Annotated in this window: 3 protein-coding genes; all 3 read right to left on the bottom strand. The window is 75.8% G+C overall.

The features are described from left to right. The coding region (locus AC13HU_RS35015) for an amidohydrolase (RefSeq protein WP_483046030.1) at positions 1–1,553 on the bottom strand (1,553 nt) is incomplete at its 3' end. Positions 1,554–1,583: 30 nt separating this feature from the next. Then, positions 1,584–2,024 carry an Lrp/AsnC family transcriptional regulator gene (locus AC13HU_RS35010; RefSeq protein WP_328473841.1) on the bottom strand — a complete coding sequence of 147 codons (441 nt, stop codon included), beginning with the start codon at positions 2,022–2,024 and terminating at the stop codon, positions 1,584–1,586. 65 nt (positions 2,025–2,089) lie between these two features. Next, positions 2,090–2,973 (bottom strand): D-arabinono-1,4-lactone oxidase (locus tag AC13HU_RS35005; protein ID WP_483046029.1); only part of this gene is annotated, 884 nt, incomplete at its 5' end.

Here is a 2,973-nt window from a genome sequence, read left to right as displayed (position 1 = left end):
GGGGTCTGCACGACGAGGTCGCCGACCTGCCAGACCGCGTAGTCGGCCGGGGCGCCGGGGACGAGCACGCCGGCGTCGTCGCGGCCGACGGCCCGCCAGCCGCCGCGGGTGTGGGCGTTGAAGGCGGCCCGGGCGGAGATGCGGTGCCCGGGCGTGCGGTGGAAGGCGGCCGCGCGGACGGTGCCCCAGGGGTCGAGGGGGGTGACGGGGCTGTCGGAGCCGAGGACGAGCGGCACCCCGGCGCGGGTCATGGCGGCGTACGGGTTGAGGGTGCGGGCCCGCGCGCGGCCGAGGCGGGCGGCGTACATGCCGTCGTCGCCGCCCCAGGTCGCGTCGAAGGCGGGCTGCACGGACGCGATCAGGCCGTACTCGGCGAACGCGGCGATCGTCTCGTCGGTCATCAACTCGGCGTGCTCGACGCGGTGCCGCAGGGCCCGTACGCGGTCCAGACCGGCCGTGGAGGCCGCCGCGCGCACTCCGTCGACCACGGCGGCCACCGCGGCGTCCCCGATGGCGTGGAAGCCCGCCTGGACCCCTGCCTGGGTGCACAGGGTGAGGTGACGGGCGATGGTGTCGGCGTCAAGGTAGGTGACCCCGAGGTGGCCGGCCTCGGCGTCGGGGCCGGTGTCGGCGTAGGGGGCGTGCAACGCGGCGGTGCGCGAGCCGAGCGAGCCGTCCACGAAGAGGTCGCCGCCGGCGCCGACCGCGCCGAGGTCGCGCAGCCGGTCCAGGTCGGCGGGGCCGGCCACGGGCTCGGCCCAGTAGCCGTGCACGCGGGGGCCGGGTTCGGCGGCGGCGAGGGCGAGCAGGCCGGTGAGGTCGTCCTGCGAGGAGATGTCGGGGCCGGCGCACTCGTGCAGGCTGCCGATGCCGCGGGCGGCGGCGTGCCGGAGCGCGGCGCGCTGGGCTGCGGCGCGCTGGACGGGGGTCACGGCGGCGTACGCGGCCGCGCGGGCGGCGTGGTGGGCGTCGCGGGTGAGCGGGCCGGCCGGGTGGTGGCCGGGCAGGTCGGCGACGCCGGGCACGAGGTCGAGCAGGGCGGTGGTGACGACGGCGGAGTGCACGTCGGTGCGAGCGAGGTAGAGCGGGCGGCCGGCTACGGCCCGGTCCAGCTCGGCGCGGGTCGGCGGGCGGCCCTCGGGCCAGCGGGTGTCGTCCCAGCCGTGGCCGAGCAACACCCGGTCGCCGGGGTGCGCGGCGGCGTACCCGGCGGTGCGGGCCAGCGCCTCCGCGAGGGTGCGGGCCGTGCCGAGGTCGAGGCCGGTCAGCGCGAGGCCGGTGGCGGTGGCGTGCACATGGGCGTCGACGAAGGCAGGGGTGACCAGCGCGCCGTCGAGCTGTACGACCTGGTCCACGCCGTCGGCGAAGGAGTCGGCGGCGCCTTCCGAGCCGACCCAGGCCACCGTGTCGCCGTCGACCACCATCGCGGTCGCGAAGGGGTCGGCGGGGCTGTAGACGAAGCCGCCGCGCAGCAGCACGGTGCCGCCGGCGGGGCTGTTCGGGTCGTTCGGGTCGGGTGTCTTGGTCGCCGCTGCGGCGGGGCGCTGGTGCATACGGCCAGTCTCCCCCGGCCGGGGCCGAGGTCAGATCCGGGGGGGCCTGGACTCGTAGGCGGTGGACAGGACCACGGTGGTGCGGGTGGAGACGCCGGCCAGCGACCGGATCCGGGAGAGCAGGTGCTCCAGCTCGATGGGCGCGGAGACCCGCACCTTGAGGATGTAGTTCTCGTCGCCGGCCACGCTGTGGCACGCCTCGATCTCGGGCACCTCGGCGAGCCGGTCGGCGATGTCGTCGGGCGCGCTGGGGTCGAACGGCTTGACGGAGATGAACGCGGTCAGCGACAGGCCGACCGCTTCGGGGTCGATGACGGCTGCGTACCCGCGGATGACGCCGCGCTGCTCCAGCCGGCGGACCCGCTGGTGCACAGCCGAGGTGGACAGGCCGGTGGCCTTGCCCAGGTCGGTGTAGCTCATCCGCCCGTCGGCGACGAGCAGTTCCACGATGTGCCGGTCCAGCTCCTCCACAGCCGATGACCTTACCGGCATGGAGGGGTTCGCGGTCACGGGACGGCCGGGCTCGGGGTGGTCGGTCACGGGACGAGCAACCGGCGCAGGTAGGCGTTGCCGAAGGTGCCGTCGGGGTCGGTGGCCGCGACCAGCGCCTGGAAGTCGGCCATCCGGGGGTAGAGGCCGCGGACGGTCGCGGGGTCGGTGGTGGCGAGCTTGCCCCAGTGCGGGCGGGCCGCGTAGGGGGCGAGGGCGGCCTCGATCCGGCCGAGCACGGGGGTGACGGCGGCCGGGTCCTGGTGCCAGGTGAAGTGCAGGGCGACCGTGTCGTGCCCGTACGCGGGGCTGAGCCAGAGCCGGTCGGCGGCGACGGTGCGGACCTCGCAGATCTGCAGGACCGGTGCGATGGTCTCGCGCAGCGCCGCGACGGCGGCGATGGCGGCGGTGGCGTGAGGGCGCGGCACGAGGTACTCGGACTGGAGCTCCTCGCCGCTGCTGGGGGTGAACTCGGGGCGGAAGTGCGGCAGTCGCTCGTGCCAGGGGCCCGGGGTGCCGTCCTGCGGGGTGCAGTGCACCGGGTCGACGCCGGGTACGGGGTGCAGCGGGCCGGGGGCGGGCGCGGTCCAGGGCAGTTCGGGTTCGGGGGTGCCGTCGATCCGCTTGAGCCATATCTGGGTGAAGCGGTCGGCGCGCCAGTCGGTGAAGAGGCTGACGCTGTACGCGGCGCCGGTGAGCTCGTCGAAGTGGGTGAGCGCGTCGTCGAGTGCGAGTCCGGTGCGGGTGGTCTGCCTGACCTGGAAGGTGGGCACCACGTCGAGGGTGAGATGGGTGGCGATACCGAGGGCGCCGAGCGCGACGACGGCGCCGTCGAAGCGGTCGCCGTCCTTGACGCGGCTGAGGCCGAGGGTGTCGCCGCCGGCGGTGACCAGGTCGATGGCGGTCACGGACGTGGCGAGCGCGCCGTTGG

The sequence above is a fragment of the Streptomyces sp. NH27 genome (assembly GCF_056859195.1).
This window is presented reverse-complemented; position numbering and strand designations above follow the sequence as displayed.